Source organism: Photobacterium ganghwense, assembly GCF_017329545.1.
GTDB classification, from domain to species: domain Bacteria; phylum Pseudomonadota; class Gammaproteobacteria; order Enterobacterales; family Vibrionaceae; genus Photobacterium; species Photobacterium ganghwense.
This window is the reverse complement of record NZ_CP071325.1, coordinates 291,856-308,083: the sequence shown is the minus strand read 5'-3', so window position 1 is coordinate 308,083 and position 16,228 is coordinate 291,856. Positions and strand designations below refer to the sequence as shown.

The 16,228-nt window shown below is 55.4% G+C and carries 11 protein-coding genes and 1 riboswitch; of the genes, 5 read left to right on the top strand and 6 right to left on the bottom strand.

The window, feature by feature from the left end; genetic code table 11:
* Positions 1–2 precede the first annotated feature (2 nt).
* From FH974_RS01510 to csrD, 4 genes are all read right to left on the bottom strand, one after another.
* Positions 3–332, bottom strand: a complete 330-nt coding sequence (locus FH974_RS01510; RefSeq protein ID WP_047887019.1) for a hypothetical protein — start codon at positions 330–332, stop codon at positions 3–5.
* Positions 325–960 carry a type II secretion system protein M gene (locus FH974_RS01505; protein ID WP_047887020.1) on the bottom strand — a complete coding sequence of 212 codons (636 nt, stop codon included), beginning with the start codon at positions 958–960 and terminating at the stop codon, positions 325–327. Before FH974_RS01505 ends, FH974_RS01510 begins: the two co-directional genes overlap by 8 nt.
* Positions 957–2,450: a PilN domain-containing protein gene (locus FH974_RS01500; RefSeq protein ID WP_207103451.1), complete on the bottom strand. Its 1,494-nt coding sequence runs from the start codon at positions 2,448–2,450 to the stop codon at positions 957–959. The genes FH974_RS01505 and FH974_RS01500 overlap by 4 nt, the downstream gene beginning before the upstream one ends.
* A gap of 165 nt (positions 2,451–2,615) precedes the next feature.
* Positions 2,616–4,559: an RNase E specificity factor CsrD gene (gene csrD, locus FH974_RS01495; protein ID WP_207103450.1), complete on the bottom strand. Its 1,944-nt coding sequence runs from the start codon at positions 4,557–4,559 to the stop codon at positions 2,616–2,618.
* A 360-nt stretch (positions 4,560–4,919) separates the two neighbouring features.
* On the opposite strand from csrD, the gene FH974_RS01490 reads away from it, so the two are divergent.
* Positions 4,920–5,804: a LysR family transcriptional regulator gene (locus FH974_RS01490; protein ID WP_047887022.1), complete on the top strand. Its 885-nt coding sequence runs from the start codon at positions 4,920–4,922 to the stop codon at positions 5,802–5,804.
* 337 nt (positions 5,805–6,141) lie between these two features.
* Positions 6,142–7,341: a putative manganese transporter gene (locus tag FH974_RS01485; RefSeq protein WP_207103449.1), complete on the top strand. Its 1,200-nt coding sequence runs from the start codon at positions 6,142–6,144 to the stop codon at positions 7,339–7,341.
* A 137-nt stretch (positions 7,342–7,478) separates the two neighbouring features.
* On the opposite strand, the gene FH974_RS01480 is transcribed toward FH974_RS01485, so the two are convergent.
* Entirely contained in the window at positions 7,479–8,027 is a 549-nt protein-coding gene (locus FH974_RS01480) for a single-stranded DNA-binding protein (protein WP_207103448.1), read from the bottom strand.
* 268 nt (positions 8,028–8,295) lie between these two features.
* On the opposite strand from FH974_RS01480, the gene uvrA reads away from it, so the two are divergent.
* Positions 8,296–11,139: an excinuclease ABC subunit UvrA gene (uvrA, locus tag FH974_RS01475; RefSeq protein WP_207103447.1), complete on the top strand. Its 2,844-nt coding sequence runs from the start codon at positions 8,296–8,298 to the stop codon at positions 11,137–11,139.
* Between the two features lie 87 nt (positions 11,140–11,226).
* Positions 11,227–12,996 (top strand): PglL family O-oligosaccharyltransferase, encoded by a 1,770-nt coding sequence (locus FH974_RS01470; RefSeq protein WP_207103446.1) that lies wholly within the window; start codon positions 11,227–11,229, stop codon positions 12,994–12,996.
* Positions 12,997–13,145: 149 nt separating this feature from the next.
* Here FH974_RS01470 and FH974_RS01465 read toward each other — a convergent pair whose 3' ends face one another.
* Positions 13,146–14,264 (bottom strand): pyridoxal-phosphate-dependent aminotransferase family protein, encoded by a 1,119-nt coding sequence (locus tag FH974_RS01465; RefSeq protein WP_207103445.1) that lies wholly within the window; start codon positions 14,262–14,264, stop codon positions 13,146–13,148.
* A gap of 245 nt (positions 14,265–14,509) precedes the next feature.
* Positions 14,510–14,702: riboswitch (Lysine riboswitch) on the top strand.
* Positions 14,703–14,819: 117 nt separating this feature from the next.
* Between FH974_RS01465 and lysC the strand changes: the two genes are divergently transcribed.
* Positions 14,820–16,211 (top strand): lysine-sensitive aspartokinase 3, encoded by a 1,392-nt coding sequence (gene lysC, locus FH974_RS01460; RefSeq protein ID WP_047887880.1) that lies wholly within the window; start codon positions 14,820–14,822, stop codon positions 16,209–16,211.
* The last annotated feature ends 17 nt before the right edge of the window (positions 16,212–16,228 follow it).

Sequence of the window (16,228 nt, the reverse complement as noted above, 5' to 3'; positions counted from 1 at the left end):
ATTTAAAAATCTGACTTGATGTTGTCGGCAAACATTTCCAGCCGCCACTGCCGACCGCCGCGTTTTACGATAACCGCATCATCGTAAATAGCCGCGACCTGATAACCATTAACACTGCCACCCTGGCTGACCATTTTGCCGCTCAGAACCACAGTGCAATCCTGGCTGGCTTTGTCACAGAAGATGCCTTCCAGGCTCGGTAACCGGCTCTGCGATACAGACGGTTTGGCCGCCGGTGCCTGCCACCCCAGCGGAGCGGTCGGATCCTGAGTGGCGTTGGCCGCACCGGCCAGAACCATCAGACCCAGAGCAATAAATAGAGATTTAGCCACCAATAAAGTCCTTACTCTCGCCCAGGGTATAAACGTCCAACTGAATGTCCGCCCATGGATAGGTATCGACCTGATAATTCAGGCTGCGCCAGTAATATTTCACCGGCAACGCCTCCAGCTGCTGCAGATACGCCACCACATCGAAGTAACGTCCACGCAGGGTCAGGCTCACCGGATGAATGTAGTACCCCTGATCGTTACCGCTGATCAGTTGAACCGGCGGCTGCGAGGTCAGCGCCACCAGCTTAAGCTGCTTGGTGCGCTGCAGAACCTGCTCCATCAGCGCCGACATCTGCACCGGGCTGACCAGGCTCGCCACACGCTCGCCCAGCTCATCGTCCAGCGCCCGGTTTTCACGGGTCAGGCGCGCAATTTCCTCATCAATTTCCTGGTCCGGATCGGTCCGGAGCTTGCGCTCAATCACCTGAATCTGGTCCATACTGGCGGTCAGTACATTACTGATTGATGCTCGCTGCCGCTGCAGTGATTCCTGTTTCATCAGAACCGGCTCAACCACCAGCAAATAACCGGCAAAGCTCAAGGCCACCCAGCCGGAAATCGCGATCAGCCATTTCTCACGCTCGGTCAGCACCGCAAATTTATCGCACAACGTGTACCAGCGATTCATGATTGATTCCCCTGCTTCACGGATGGTGCCACGGCGCCGGGCTGGCTCCGCTCTGCCAGCAGTTTGAACGTCACAATGTTGTCTTCGGTGCGGCCCAACGACATCAGCTCGAAGCGACGGTCAGACAGCGCCGGATAGGTTTTGAAAGCCTGCAGCCAGCTCGGCACGGAGTCCGGTGAACGAGCCAGACCCTCCAGATCCAAGCGACGGCCAGCAACACTGATCCGCTGCAGGGAAATATCCCCGCTGGCGGCATCCGACAGTTGCTGGAGCATACCGGCGTAGCCTACCTTCAGGCTGTCATCATGCTGGGCAATCGCTGCCAGCGTCGCTTGCTTGGCTGCCAGGTGCTGCTCCAGTCCGTCTGCGGATTCCACTTTCAGGACGCTCGGCAGATGCCGTGCCAACGCGGCTTTCGCCCGATCCAGTTGCTGGCGCTTTTCATCCAGCTGACGTTGTTCCGCCTGCAGGGCCAGTTGCTGCTGGTGATTCTGCCAGCTGCACCAACCGCTGAAAGCCCCCAGCAGAATGGCAATTGCCAACCAGCTGGCCGCAATATTCGGCAGGGTAAGCAATTCGGTTTTGGGTTTGAGGGTCTCGTTGTAAAGGTTGATCGCCCCGGTTCCGTAAGCGGCACCGGCCTGAGCGACCCGCAGTGCGTTACTAAGCAGAGCGGGTTGTGCCGGTGTCAGTGCCACTACCGGCACACTCAAACGTTCACCCAGCACCTGCGCCAATCGACTATCGTCATCATCATCACAGGACACCAGCATCTGAGTCACGGGGGTTTCACGCAGCTGCGCACTCAGAAAATCCAGCGAGCGCTGTAACTCCAACGCCAGGCCGTCCAGTTGCAAGCCGGAGGACAAATCATCCGCCTGCCCGACCAGTAAAGGGGCAGCGAAACCACGCAGCTGGCGCTGAAAACACAACACCTGCTCTTTGAACGCCGTTAACTGTAAATTCCCCTGGCTGCGACGATGCAGAATCACCTGGCTCTGCGTCGCCGCCGTCAACTGACCCCAGACCACGTCTTCCGCGGATACCACAGTCAGGTCACAACCGGCATCGCGGCAGGCCGCCGCCAGTTTTTCGAGTAAACGCCGATTAGCGACAAACACCTGCAAACGCTGCTTCAGCGGTGCCAGAAATCCATCCGCCACCAGCTCCTGCGGAGATTCATTGACCAATTCTTTGACCAGGAAAGGCAACGCGGTCGGGTATTCCTCCTGCGGCAACTCCGGCTTTTCGATCATCATGCTCTGGTAGTAGCCGTGTCCGAGTACCAGACGCAGGGCCGCTCCCTTAAGTGGGTTGCGACTGATCAGCGCCTTGATGGCATCGCCCCACTGATGGCTGTCAGCGACAGGGTGCTCATCGGTATGCCATTGATTTTCGAATTGGTAAGCGAGGGCTAGCGTGTCAGAAAACAGCGCAATGCAGGCTGTCTGGCGCTGGCTTTTCTTTTTAAAAAATTGGGTAACTAACATATTCAATGTCTATGGCCGTAATAAACGACCCCAAAAAAAAACGGCAAATTTTGCGATTTGCATAAATTTGCCTTACCTGCGTCAATTATTTGACCATTATAAATAAATTATATTGATTTAATAGTGTTTTTTAATTAATAGAAACACTTTTATTAAGTCTTTTGTCTATTTTTGTTTACGCGGACTTTCCGGCTTTTCCAGTGACAACTCTGCGGCAAAATAACGTCCCTGGCCGCCCTTGACGCCCAACTGCTTTAATACCTGCCATTCATTCTGATTTTCTACCCCGACCGCAACCACCTGCACCGCCGAGTCGGCACAAACACCGAGCATACTGCGGACAAACAGCTGGTTCTCTTGCCGCAAGTCAATCTCCCGCACCAGACCACGGTGCAACTTGATGATATCGACCTTGATATCCTTGATGTAATGGGTACTGACAATCGTGCGTCCGGCCTGATCGACCACCAGCTTACAGCCCAGGCCGACAAGAATTCGGGCCACCGGACGAATTGCATCCAGATGCTTAACCAGGCCACTTTCCGGGATCTCAAACGACAGCCGGTTCAGCACCGTCCGCGGCGTCTGCAGCAGCTCGTCCCGCAGCCATTTGACGAAAGCCTTGTCGAGCAGCGCCTCCACACTCACATTGACCGACAGTGCATCTTCTACCGGTTCATTGCGCAACATATTTAACGTCTTGCTGATCACCTGCTGATCCATGCGGGCATTGAATCCCACCTGCTCCACCGCGCTGAGGAAACGCGAGGCCTTGATCAGCATGCCGTTTTCATCCCGGATCCGGGACAACAGCTCACGGTGCAGCGTCGTACCATCAGCCATGATCACCGGTTGCTGGTACAACAGTGGGCCGCCGCTGCTGAAAATACTGTCAAGCAGAGTTCGCCAGCGCACACTGCCGCGGGCGTCTTCCACCTGCTGATCCTTTTTAAAGGCAAACCAGCCGTTCGTGCCCTGCAGCTGGGCACTGCGCAGCGCCATGTCGGCTTCGTCCATGATACGGCCTCGCCGCTCCCCGCTGACCCAGGAAGTCACACCAATGTGGCACCAATTTTCCTTGTCCAGTGGTGTGGGCGGGCTGAGCCGGTCGAGGGCGTTCATCATGGTATTGGCGAACTGTTTAACCTCTTTCACCGACTGTTGTCCCAGCAAAATCGCAAATTCGGCATCGAAATAACGCGCCAGTACGGTATCGGGATAGCGCTGCACCAAGTTCGACAAGATGCCGCCGACGTCCTGAATCAGTTCATCCGCTTCTTCTTTGCCTTTCTCCGCCAACAGCTCTTCCCAGTCTGCAATCCGCACCAAAATCACGGCCCCGTGGGTTTCCTGATCCTGCAGCATGGACTGCAAACGGCTGTCGAACATCACCCGGTTGGCCGCGCCCGTCAGCTGATCCAGGAAAGTATGGGTACGGATAAAAGTATCGAACCGGCTGCGCTCCTGCCGGGCATCTTTCAGCTCGGCTATCATCTTATCCAGGGCCAGACTGGCCGTGGCCGGCCACTCCCGCTCATCGCCAATTTCGTTCTCTTCGACCCGTCCGGCCAGAATCATCCGGCCTCGGTGTTCCAGTAATTCAGAGCCGAGCAGCTGGCGACGCAGCCAGTCCATGCCCCATATCAGCCCGGCGATAATGATTGCGATGGCCAGACTGATGGACGACATCGCCCCGAGAGAATAGGTAAATTCGGTGTATGGCGGGATCGACTTCATGTCCACGAAGTAGCCTGGGTTGTGCTGCAGCTCATACCGGCTCCGATACAGAATGGAGGGATCGTTTAAGGTCTGCAGCCCTTTAAAACTGTAGATCACCCCGGCTTCGCTGCTGACTTCCAGTTCCATTACATTGCTGGCTTTGAGCAATTTAGGCAGCCAGCGCGACAGGGACTGCGCTCCCTGAGGATCGGCCATTTCCTGATCAATCACTTCCACCACCCCATCAAGGTAGTGGGTGAGGTAGTCCTGGCCCAGTTTACGGAAACTGACGGCGCCGCCGATAAAAATGACGAACATCGCACAGATCACAATGACGGTAACAAAAGCAACCAACCGGTTGGTCAGTCTCATTCCTGACGCTTTTCTCATAGGCAGATAAATATCAGTAAGTTGTAGAAGGGGTTGCTCGACATTGGTTCCGGTCATCATCAAGCAGGATCTGGCGTGCAAAGTACCATTATCATGGTCAATTTGTCAGTGCCACGGTCGACAAATTAACAATTTATTAATACCTTATCCGGTTGATTGACGCGAAATGCATGCGGCGTTCACTTCTGGCACCGGAAGCCGCGTTCAGGTTGTGCTTACGCATGCTATAGTTGCCGCACAGACTATAGTTGCCCGCACAGAATAGGCAAATCGTTCCCCATTCCGTTCCCGCAACCACCCGGCCGCTCGCCGTCAGATAGCAATGTCAACATAGCTACGTCAAAATAGGTACGTCAAAACATGGATTGGATCACCTGCACCAACAGCTTTGTCATGGTCGTTAACCAGGGTTCTCTGGCACAGGCCGCGAACAAGCTCAACACCTCCAGCTCTGCACTGTCGAAACGCCTGTCCTGGCTGGAAAAACAGCTGGGCGTGCAGCTGCTCAAGCGCACCACCCGCAGCCTGACCATGACCGACGCCGGAAAGCTGTTTTATCAACGCAGCGCCCGCCTGCTGGATGACTGGCACCAGTTGCTGGCAGAAACCACCTCAACCTATGGTGAAGTCAGCGGGGTGCTACGCATCGGGGCGCCGCTGGCAACCGGTAGCCGCCTGCTGGTGCACTACCTGGCTGAGTTCATTGAGGCCTACCCGAAAATTCAGGTGGAGCTGCATACCGTGACCCCGGGCCAGCTGCCGGACCTCAATCTGGATGTTTTTATCAGTAAGGCACTGACGGACTTTAATTCTTCCAGCTATATCGCAACCCGACTGTTTGATTTCCAGCCCGGCTTTTATGCCGCCCCGAGCTATCTGGAAGGTCGTCCGGCCATCGAGGTTCCTGAACAACTGGCAGAGCATAACTGCCTGCTGTTCGGCACGCACGGCCATGAACAGGAGCATGTGTTCGAGAACAACCTGCGTCTGCGGCTAACGGGCAATTTCACCACCCAGAATCCGGAAGCCCTGGTTGCCGCAGCAGTCGCCGGGATGGGGATCATTCTGATTGGTGAAAATACGGTTCGCCGTGAACTGAGTAAGGGCCTGCTGGTGCCGGTACTACCACAGCTGAAGCAGCCGGTCAGCTCCGCGTATGCCTATTACCCCAAACTCGACTATAACCATGTCAAAACAAAGCTGTTTATTGACTTCATCAAGGCCAAAGCCAATCCGGCTAATTAGCCCGGTACCAGTTCGCATGATGCAGTAATGCCAGTCATCCAGTGACAGATAACCGGTTATGAATAAATGGATACATGGGTAAATCAATAGATTGACTGAAGCCATGCCGTCCGGGTCTGAGCCGGTCGTGATCACTGACACTCAGACGTCGGTAAAACAGGCTCAGAGATCAGGAATAATCGGCCTGTTCGCCCACCAGCCCCTACAATTTGTGATAGAGCCCTGCTCACCAACAGGGCGACCCGTTATTCGACACAATAACCACAAAAACCAATTGATAATAATTATCAGTTGCGTTTAAATGATAAGGAATTACAAACAGGCTCCGGAGGCGGCAATGACATCTTTTCAGCAGACACTCAGTCGGCACATTCAGCAGCATTCATGGCGACTGGCCAACAAACGCCTGATCCTTCCGGTGATTCTGATCGCATTACTTACCGCTTCGCCCACCACCCGAGCAATCACTGTCGGAGTCATGGCTGATGCATTCTGGCAGGTAGCAGCGTATGTAGCGGCTACATTGACGCTGTACCACGCCATTGCCGCTAGGTTGAACAAAGACAATAACCAACTGAGTCTGATGCTGGCCCAGAGCGCCCGCTTTCAGGTGCTGTTTGCCTCAGCGATGGGGGCCTTACCCGGCTGTGGTGGCGCCATTGTGGTGATCACCCAGTTTGTCAGGGGCAAACTCAGTTTTGGGGCGGTCGTGGCGGTGCTGACTGCGACCATGGGCGATGCCGCCTTCCTGTTACTGGCGGCAGAGCCGTCTACTGCGCTGGCTGTCATCGCCGTCGGTTTTGTGGTGGGTCTGATTTCCGGCATGATTGTCGATCGCCTGCACGGCACCGCGTTTATGCGTCCGGTTCGTGATGCACAGTCAACGGCTGATGACCACTCGCGCCACATTGCCCCAATCAGCGAACCGGTCAGCCGCCTGCAAGGCCGGTTCTGGCAGTGGTTGCTCCTGCCAGCCAGCGCCATTGCTATCCTGGGATCGCTGCAGATCGACCCGGATCAGCTGTTCAGCCTGCCAGCCAACACCACCAATATCGCGGGAGCCGCAGCCGCGCTTTGCGCCATGCTGCTGTGGGCCACCAGCCGCGATATCACCGACTATGAGTCCGCCGTTTCTGAGGATCCCAAAGCGCGAACCGCCAACCTTTTTCAGCGCGTGGCACAGGACACCAACTTTGTCACCAGCTGGGTCATCGGCGCTTTCCTGCTGTTTGAGCTCACTATCTACTGGACCGGTATCAATCTGTCAGAGATCTTCGCTAACTGGGCCCTGCTGTTGCCACTGATGGGCGTAGCCATCGGCCTGCTGCCCGGCTGTGGCCCACAGATTCTGGTCACCAGTCTGTATCTGTCCGGATCCATTCCGCTCTCAGCACAGCTTGGGAACGCCATCAGCAATGACGGGGATGCTTTATTCCCTGCCATTGCACTGGCACCCAAAGCCGCTTTGGTGGCGACTCTCTACTCATCGGTTCCCGCTCTGGTGGTAGCGTATGGCTACTTCATTTTTTTTGAGTGAGTCGTCAACCGAAAATCGGTGAGCCAGAAGCCAAAATCAGCACCTAGCACCTAGCACCTAGCACCTCAGAATTTCTCTTGTCCAGATAACAAAAAACCCCGTCTTAACGGGGTTTTGTATGGCTCGCACATTCTAAATCAGAATGGGATATCGTCATCGAAATCCATTGGCGGCTCATTGTACTGAGGCTGAGACGCAGGCTGCTGTTGTGGGGCAGACTGTTGCTGAGGCGCGTAGCTCTGCTGCTGTGGTGCGGCAGCTGGCTGCTGCGGCTGTCCCCAACCACCTTGCTGCTGCTGACCACCCATAGGGGCACCCATACCCTGGCCACCCTGACGGCCACCCAGCATTTGCATAATGCCGTTGTAACCCTGCACGACGATTTCAGTCGAGAAGCGATCCTGGCCGCTCTGGTCTTGCCATTTACGCGTTTGCAGCTGACCTTCAATGTAAACTTGCGAACCTTTGCGCAGGTATTCACCCGCCACTTCCGCCAGCTTACCGAACAGCACTACACGGTGCCATTCTGTTTTTTCACGCTGCTCGCCGGTGTTTTTGTCACGCCAAGTCTCAGAGGTGGCAACGGTAATATTTGCAACTGCACCACCACTCGGCATGTAACGGATTTCCGGATCATTACCCAAGTTACCAACCAGGATAACCTTGTTTACGCCACGACTGGCCATAGTTCACTCCGATCTCATTATCGGGCCTGCTTTTACCACAAGCACCGTTATTGAAAGTTTATACTTAATCGCGCAGTCTATCATGCTTCCCCCCATTGCGAACAGGGCTGAAGCTGGGTATTGCGCCGCAAATTCTAGCTGCTAAGCATACCAGACGAACGGTGGATTTGCATACACTTCACTGTATCTTTATACAGCCTTCTCTTTTAAGCCCCCGGCGGCTATGCAATAATGCCGGACAACTACGTCAGTCACTAAGCGCATCATTATGGACAAAATTGAAGTCAGGGGTGCCCGGACCCATAACCTGAAGAACATTTCCCTTACGCTGCCACGGGATCAGCTGATTGTTATTACCGGCCTGTCGGGTTCTGGGAAATCCTCTCTGGCCTTTGATACCCTGTATGCCGAAGGACAGCGCCGCTATGTCGAATCCCTCTCGGCTTACGCCCGCCAGTTCCTGTCACTGATGGAAAAGCCGGATGTCGACCACATTGAGGGGTTGTCGCCGGCGATTTCGATTGAACAAAAATCGACCTCCCATAACCCGCGTTCTACTGTCGGCACCATCACGGAAGTGTACGATTATCTGCGCCTTCTTTATGCTCGCGTCGGTGAGCCGCGCTGTCCAACCCACAACGTCGAACTGGCCGCGCAAACCATCAGCCAGATGGTCGATAAAGTGCTGGAACTGCCGGAAGGCAGCAAGATGATGCTGCTGGCCCCGATAGTCAAAGAGCGCAAGGGGGAGCACGTTAAAACCCTCGCCAACCTGGCTGCTCAGGGCTACATCCGGGCACGGATCGACGGCGAGGTATGCGATCTGTCCGATCCTCCGACCCTGGAGTTACACAAAAAACACACCATTGAAGTGGTGGTGGATCGCTTCAAGGTGCGCGACGATCTGCAGCAGCGACTGGCAGAATCCTTTGAGACCGCACTGGAGCTGTCCGGTGGCACCGTCGTGGTCAGCCCGATGACCGACGGTGAACATGAGGAAATCGTCTTCTCTGCCAATTTTGCCTGCCCGCACTGTGGTTACAGCATGCAGGAGCTGGAGCCCCGCCTGTTCTCCTTCAACAACCCGGCCGGTGCCTGCGGCACCTGTGACGGCTTGGGCGTACAGCAGTTTTTTGATCCGGGCCGGGTCGTCCAGAATGATGAGCTGAGCCTTGCCGGCGGTGCGATTCGCGGCTGGGACAAGCGCAATTTTTATTATTTCCAGATGCTGAAATCGCTGGCGGATCATTACGGGTTTGATGTGGAAGCAGCGTTTGGTGAGCTGCCGAAAAAAGTGCAGGACGTCATTCTGAACGGCTCCGGGCGCACGGAAATCGAATTCAAATACATCAATGATCGCGGAGATATCACGGTTCGCCGCCACCCGTTTGAGGGTATCCTCAACAACATGGAGCGCCGCTACCGCGAGACCGAATCCAACTCCGTCCGGGAAGAACTGGCTAAATTTGTCTCCACTAAGCCGTGCAGCAGCTGTGGCGGCTCACGCCTGCGCCTGGAAGCCCGCAATGTGTTCATCGCCAACACCACACTGCCTCAGATCAGTGAGATGAGCATCAACGGCGCGCTGACATTTTTCGACGAGCTGAGCCTGACCGGCCAGAAAGCGAAAATTGCCGAAAAAGTCCTGAAAGAAATCAAAGATCGCCTACACTTTTTGGTCAACGTCGGACTGAACTACCTCAACCTGTCCCGCAGTGCCGACACCCTGTCGGGCGGGGAAGCTCAGCGAATCCGCCTGGCCAGCCAGATTGGTGCCGGTCTGGTCGGTGTCATGTATGTCCTTGATGAACCGTCTATCGGTCTCCACCAGCGCGACAACGAGCGACTCCTCAAAACCCTGACTCATCTCAGGGATCTCGGCAATACCGTGATCGTGGTCGAGCATGACGAAGATGCCATCCGTACTGCCGATCACATCATAGATATTGGCCCGGGGGCCGGGGTACACGGCGGCAGCATCATTGCCGAAGGGAAACTGGAGGACATCCTCAGCAACGCCGACTCGCTGACTGGCCAGTACCTGAGTGGCAAAAAGATGATCGCCGTGCCCGAACAGCGGGTGGAGATGGATCCGGCCCGCACCGTAAAACTGCTGGGGGCCAGCGGTAACAACCTCAAGCAGGTCGACGCAGAGATTCCGGTCGGTCTGCTGACCTGCGTGACTGGGGTCTCCGGCTCCGGCAAGTCAACCCTGATCAACGACACCTTCTTTAAGATCGCCCACCACCAGCTCAACGGCGCAGCTGGCGGCGATGCGGCTCCTTACCGCGAGATCCGCGATCTGGAGCACTTCGACAAAGTGATCGACATTGATCAGAGCCCGATCGGCCGGACCCCACGCTCCAACCCAGCGACCTACACCGGGATCTTCACTCCGATCCGCGAGCTGTTTTCCGGTACGCAGGAATCCCGCTCCCGCGGCTACAAACCAGGTCGATTCAGCTTTAACGTGAAAGGTGGACGCTGTGAAGCCTGCCAGGGCGACGGGGTGATCAAAGTGGAAATGCACTTCCTGCCGGATGTGTATGTGCCGTGTGATGTCTGTAAGGGCAAGCGCTATAACCGCGAAACCCTGGAAATTCGCTATAAAGGTAAAACCATCGATGAAGTGCTGGAACTCACCGTCGAGGATGCCCGCGAATTTTTTGATGCAGTTCCAGCGATTGCGCGAAAATTACAGACGCTGATCGATGTCGGGTTATCGTATATCCGTCTCGGTCAGGCCGCGACCACCTTATCCGGCGGGGAAGCCCAACGGGTCAAACTGGCACGTGAGCTGTCCAAACGCGATACAGGTAAAACACTGTATATTCTGGATGAGCCGACTACCGGCCTGCATTTCCATGATATTCAGCAGCTGTTGACCGTGTTGCACCGCCTGCGAGATCACGGCAACACCATCGTGGTGATTGAGCACAACCTTGATGTTATTAAAACGGCAGACTGGATCATCGATTTGGGACCAGAAGGCGGCAGTGGCGGCGGTGAAATTATTGCAACCGGGACACCGGAGCAGGTGGCACTGGTTGAAGGCTCGCATACCGCCCGCTTCCTGAAGCCGCTGTTACCGGCACTCACTGCGGCGAGCTGAAGCTGGCCGCTTCCAACATTCAGATAGGACAACCGGGCCCATGATGCCCGGTTTTATTTCTTTCACCCTGTGACAGACGGAACAGCCATGACTGTTTTACATGTAAAAGGCACGCGACTTGCCGAGCAGGGGATCAGCAAACCCATGGTCAAACCGTTTCTGGCCTCACTGGGCTTCCTGTTCCTGCTGGCCATGCATTATTTTCAGCACAACCCGGGCGGTGCTGGCCTGAACTTGCCATTCAATGCGATGAGCTGGATCCCGTTCAGCTTTGCTATCGCCTTCGGCCTGCTGGAAATCTGTCGCCAGCGGGTATGGCGCTATTCCCGCCTAACCCTGGTGCTGTTCGTCTGCTGTTTGCTGCTGACTATTCCGGTGCTGTTTCCGCAGGCCAATAGCGCTACTGCCCTGCCTCGTCTGATTGGCTTATGGGCCGGCTTTTTGTTTTTTGTCGGCCTGCAGCAGTTTGCGTTTTCCCATAAACAGCGGCAGCGTCTGCTGTGGCTGATTTTGCTGGGCGTTTGGCTCGAAGCGGGCTTTGGCTGGGTACAGTTTTTGTGGCTGGAGCCGGGCAACCCGATCGGCTACAACACGCTAGAAAACCGCCCGTACGGTATTTTTCAGCAACCCAATGTGATGGCCAGTTTTCTGGCAACCGGCTTGGTGCTCTCGGCTTATCTGCTGGCAAGGCTGCCTATGTATCGGGGGAAATGGTCCTGGCTGCAGCTGATCTTGCTACTGACGCCGGTGGTTACCCTACCTATCCTGGTGGTACTCAGTTCCCGCACCGGCTGGCTGGGAGCCGCCGTGGGTGTGGTGCTGATGATTCCTTACCTGCGCCGGTTTGCCGCCAAAGCCCAGTGGCGAATGTGGCTGCTGATGGTGGTAATGGGACTGAGTGTTTCCTGGCAGGTAAACCAGCACACCGGCTGGGCCCCCAAGGAAGAACGCCTCAGCCTGATCAGCCCGCGTGCCATGCACATTCCTCAGGCCGTGAATATGTTCCTGGCCAAACCGCTGTCAGGCTATGGCTATGGCCGGTTCGAAACCAGTTATGTGACCCAAACAGCGCAGTGGCACCATCAGGACCCGAGCAAGCCCTATGGTATGCCTTCGCTGGATCACCCGCATAATGAACTGGCTTACTGGGCTGCAGAAGGGGGCATCCTGCCGTTACTGGGACTGTTGCTGGCCGCCGCCGCCGTCTTTCTGAAAATCCGCAAAGCCCGGGCTGGCACCCAATTAGCACTGGTTGGCCTGTTCTTGCCGATTACCCTGCATACCCAGCTGGAGTATCCGTTTTACCACTCCCTACCGCACTGGGTGATGTTCATTATCCTGATCTACTGGGTGGACAATCTGACCGCCAAATACTACCGCCGTCAGGTGGAGTATGTGCTGTCCATTCGGGGACTGGTTCTGATCCTGCCGGTGCTCACCACTGGTTTCATGACCACTACCCTGTACTCGGGCCATCAATTAACCCAGTTTGAGACCCGCCAACCGGCCAATATTGACTACCTGCTGAAGGTCAACAATCCATGGGCCTGGCAGGATCGATTTGAGTGGGATCTGCACGTCACCCAGCTGCAGGTTGGGATTACCACCGCCAACCCGGCACTGATTCAGACGTATATTGCATGGGCTCGCCAAAAAGCCCTGATCTGGCCACGCCCCACGCTGTACCAAAACCTGATTGCTGCGTACCAGCATCTCGGTGAAACCGCGCTGGCCGAGCAGGTACAACAGGAAGCCCGCTACCTGTTCCCAGGGCAGATTTTTGCGCCAGCCGCTAAAGCGGAACCTGTCACATCGGGTGCGGTCGTCCTGACGGCTCCCCCCGCAGTCACTGACTAGGTGCCCCCGGAGCAAGCATCCGCTCCATAGGACACAGCCATAAAAAACGGCTACCGTAAGGTAGCCGTTTTGGTCTCGACCTGCCTGTTCCGGGCAGCGCCTGCCCGAACAGTAGCAAAACGAAAGAGCCTGACTGAACAGGCCGACACTTATTTCAGGGTTGACTCCAGCGCTTTCAGGCACAGCGCAACGTTCTCGCTGCGTGCAGCATAGCCCATCAGGCCAATCCGCCAGGCTTTGCCCGCCAGCGCACCCAGTCCGGCACCAATTTCCAGGTTATAACGCTCCAGCAGGGTTTTACGCACCTGCGCATCATCTACCCCGGCAGGAATATGCACCGCATTCAATTGTGGTAAGCGGTACGCCTCATCAACCACAAACTCGATACCCAGTTGTTCCAACCCTTCACGCAATTCCAGATGGACGTCGCGGTGACGCTGCCAGGCATTTTCCAGCCCTTCATTTTTCAGCAGCACCAACGCTTCATGCAGGGCATACAGGCTGTTCACCGGTGCTGTATGGTGGTAACTGCGTTTACCTTCGCCGCTCCAGTAGCCCAGAACCAGGCTTTGATCGAGAAACCAGCTTTGTACTTTGCTTTGACGGCTCTGAATTTTCTCCACCGCACGCGGAGAGAACGTCAGAGGCGACAGACCAGGAACACAAGACAGGCATTTCTGGCTGCCGGAGTACACCGCATCCAGTTGCCATTCGTCCACCAGCAGCGGTACGCCACCCAGCGAGGTCACCGCATCCACGATAGTCAGACAATCGTGCTGACGTGCCAGCTTAGCGATTGCCTCGGCATCAGTCAGCGCACCGGTCGACGTTTCAGCGTGGACAAACGCGACAATCTTCGCATCCGGGTGTGCCTCAAGGACTTCAGCCACTGACTGCGGATCAACCGGTTCACCCCAGGCGTTGTCCACCATCACCGCAACACCGCCGCAGCGTTCCACGTTTTCACGCATCCGGTCACCAAACACACCGTTGCGGCAGACAATCACTTTGTCGCCCGGCTCAACCAGGTTCACAAAGCAAGCCTCCATCCCGGCACTGCCCGGCGCAGAGACCGCTATCGTGAACGGGTTAGTTGTCTGGAAAGCATATTGCAGCAGCTGTTTTAGCTCATCCATCATCCCGATGAACAGCGGATCCAGGTGACCGATGGTCGGACGACTCAGGGCCTGTAACACCTGCGGATAAATATCTGATGGACCCGGTCCCATGAGTGTACGCTGTGGCGGATAAAAACTACCAATTGTCATTATTATTTCTCCCTGATGGTAAGGCCTGTTGGTGTAAGGTACGTACTGACTATATCAGGTCTGATCACAAGTTGCGTCTCTTGTGACAGCGCTGTTTTTGCCCCCTGCGATTCCTCCGTCCGGGAAAGACAAAAAATTTGCAATTATTTTGCATATTCTGCCCCGCCATGATTGACAAAAGACTCTCAAATCCGCTTCAATAGAGCACGTTTTTTGTTCATCCTGAGATGCACCTTATCTCAGGGGCAGACAGAAGAGGAGCGTTACCCAGGTATCTAGGATTGCGGGGCCCCACCCCAAGGCAGTCTGGAGAGGGGGAGTAGCGCCGAGATATGTTGTGACAGGGGGCATGGCATATCGGCTTGGAAGGTTGAATCCTTCTGGCTGTCACCTTTCCAGACGATATAGGTAGTGGAAAGGTGGGGAGCTTCTGGTTGTTGTACCTGACTACATCCTACCTTATTGCTCTCCTGACATTTGCGTCGGGATCTTGATCCCGGGTCATTCCCCCTAAATTTAAGAACGTTTTTACACTTCTGATTGGGAGACCTTGTTTTGAGCTTTGTAAATACTAACTTTACTGTTCCTCCACCAATTACTGTAGCGAAATTTGGCGGCACCAGTGTAGCCGATCATGCCGCCATGAGTCGAAGCGCAACGATTATCAAGGACAACCCAGCTGCTAAAGTGGTATTAATCAGTGCGTGTTCCGGCGTAACCAATCTGCTGGTTGAATTAGCAAATGGAATTGCCGACAACGAGCAGCGCTCACAACGGCTACAACAACTTCGAACGATTCACCAATCGATCATTGATCAGTTGACTCACCCGGAAGCGGTAGCAGCTGAGATCGACCAACTTCTGACAGACGTTGAAGCCCTGGCCAAACAAACTGCCAGCGCCCCTTCCGTGCAACTGACCGATCAGCTGGTCGCCCACGGCGAATTACTGTCGACTTTTCTTTTTACCCAAATTCTTAACGAAATGGGGGCTAAAGCTACCCGTTTTGATATTCGCCCGGTAATGCGTACCGATAGCCAGTTCGGCAAAGCCGTACCGGATGTGGATGCAATTCGCCAGTTGGCCAGTGAGCAACTGCAACCGCTGCTCCAGTCTGATCAAATTATTGTCTCTCAGGGCTTTATCGGTTCTGATGAAACCGGCCAGACAACGACGCTGGGCCGTGGCGGCAGTGATTACAGTGCAGCACTGGTTGCCGAAGCCATCAGTGCAGAAATTCTGGAGATCTGGACCGACGTTCCGGGGATGTACAGCACCGATCCGCGTATTACAGCCAACGCCATGCCAATCCAGGAAATCAGCTTCAGCGAAGCCTCTGAGATGGCTAACTTCGGGGCAAAAATTCTGCACCCGTCGACGTTGCTGCCAGCCATCCGCCAGCAAATTCCGGTGTTCATCGGTTCATCAAAAGCACCGGAGCAAGGTGGAACCTGGATTCGCCAGCACGTGGCCCAGCCACCAAAATTCCGGGCACTGGCCCTGCGCTGCAACCAGACCCTGGTCACCCTGACCAGCCTGAATATGTTCCATGCCTATGGCTTCCTGTCAGAAGTCTTCCGCATCCTTGGTGAACATAAGGTGTCTGTTGATCTGATCACAACGTCTGAAGTCAGCGTTTCACTGACCCTGGATCAGACTAACACCGGCGGCGGAGCACCAAGCCTGCCAGCCGCAGCAACAGAGGCTCTCAGCAAGCTGTGCCGTGTGGAAGTAGAACAGGATCTGTGCCTGGTTGCACTTATCGGCAACAAACTGGGCGAAGCCCCGGGAGCCGCCACTCAGGTCTTTGGCAAGCTGGACAACTACAGTCCGCGCATGATCTGCTTTGGCGCCAGTCCGCACAACCTGTGTTTCCTGGTCAAAACCAGCGAATCGCGCGAAGTGGTTAAAACCCTCCACGCTGCCCTGTTTGAGGCCGCGAAGTAACCCAAGTCCGGGACACA

Bases quoted from the DNA above. Each gene is read 5' to 3' on its own strand.
- FH974_RS01465 (WP_207103445.1), bottom strand. From the start codon at position 14,264: ATGACAATTGGTAGTTTTTATCCGCCACAGCGTACACTCATGGGACCG.
- FH974_RS01500 (WP_207103451.1), bottom strand. From the start codon at position 2,450: ATGTTAGTTACCCAATTTTTTAAAAAGAAAAGCCAGCGCCAGACAGCC.
- FH974_RS01490 (WP_047887022.1), top strand. From the start codon at position 4,920: ATGGATTGGATCACCTGCACCAACAGCTTTGTCATGGTCGTTAACCAG.
- csrD (WP_207103450.1), bottom strand. From the start codon at position 4,559: ATGAGAAAAGCGTCAGGAATGAGACTGACCAACCGGTTGGTTGCTTTT.
- FH974_RS01505 (WP_047887020.1), bottom strand. From the start codon at position 960: ATGAATCGCTGGTACACGTTGTGCGATAAATTTGCGGTGCTGACCGAG.
- uvrA (WP_207103447.1), top strand. From the start codon at position 8,296: ATGGACAAAATTGAAGTCAGGGGTGCCCGGACCCATAACCTGAAGAAC.
- FH974_RS01480 (WP_207103448.1), bottom strand. From the start codon at position 8,027: ATGGCCAGTCGTGGCGTAAACAAGGTTATCCTGGTTGGTAACTTGGGT.
- FH974_RS01470 (WP_207103446.1), top strand. From the start codon at position 11,227: ATGACTGTTTTACATGTAAAAGGCACGCGACTTGCCGAGCAGGGGATC.
- FH974_RS01485 (WP_207103449.1), top strand. From the start codon at position 6,142: ATGACATCTTTTCAGCAGACACTCAGTCGGCACATTCAGCAGCATTCA.